Annotated in this window: 1 protein-coding gene; it reads left to right on the top strand. The window is 73.8% G+C overall.

Translation table 11 applies throughout. The annotated features are described in order from the left end of the window. Positions 1–944 (top strand): LCP family protein (locus ACFV9O_RS40405; protein ID WP_385428082.1); only part of this gene is annotated, 944 nt, incomplete at both ends.

The following is a 944-nucleotide window of genomic DNA, read 5'->3' as shown; positions in this document are numbered from 1 at the left end:
GGCTCCGGCACGGCCGCCCCCGGCGTCCCGGAGCAACCCCTCGCGCCCGCCGGCGAGCCGGCCCCGGAGCGCGCCACCGCGCCTGCCCCGGCGCGGGAGGACGCCGAGGAGCCGGCCCCGGCGGGCACACCGGAGAGCTCCGGCACCGGCCCGGCGGACGACCGGGCGGACGAGGCGGCGCCCGGCAGGCCCGGGAAGCGCCGCAGACGTCGCCGCGTCCTCGCCTGGACGGCGGCCGGACTGGCGCTGACCCTGGTCGCGGCGGGCACGGCCGGCTGGTTCTACTACCAGCACCTCAACGACAACCTGGACCGCAAGCCGCTGCACATCGGTACCTCCCGCGCGCCCGAGCCGACGCCCAACGCGGCCGGGCAGACCCCTCTGAACATCCTGCTGATCGGCTCGGACGCCCGCGACTCCGAGGAGAACCAGCGACTCGGCGGCGCCCGGGATACCTTCGGCGGCCCGGCCCTGGCCGACGTGCAGATGCTGCTCCACCTCTCGGCGGACCGCAGCAACATGTCGGTGATCAGCATGCCCCGGGACACGCTGGTGAAGATCCCCGAGTGCACCGACCCGGACACCGGCGAGGTCCACCCGGCGACGGTCGGCACCCGGATGACCAACCAGACGCGGATGCGCGGCGGCCCCGGCTGCACCGTGGCGACCTGGGAGGAGCTGACCGGCATCCGGATCGACCACTTCATGATGGTCGACTTCGCGGGCGTGGTCTCGATGGCCGACGCGATCGGCGGCGTGCCCGTCTGCGTCGACGCCAACCTCCACTCACGCACCGCCGACGGCAAGGGTTCGGGCCTCAAGCTCAGGAAGGGCACCACGGAGATCAAGGGCGAGGACGCGCTGGCCTGGCTGCGCACCCGCTACGGCTTCGGAGACGGCTCGGACATAGCCCGGGCCAAGGCCCAGCACATGTACATGAACTC

Origin of the sequence: Streptomyces sp. NPDC059909, from assembly GCF_042730885.1 — a bacterium.
In the GTDB taxonomy this organism is placed as follows: domain Bacteria; phylum Actinomycetota; class Actinomycetes; order Streptomycetales; family Streptomycetaceae; genus Streptomyces.
Note: the sequence above shows the minus strand (reverse complement) of the source record. Positions and strands in the feature narration are given on the sequence as shown.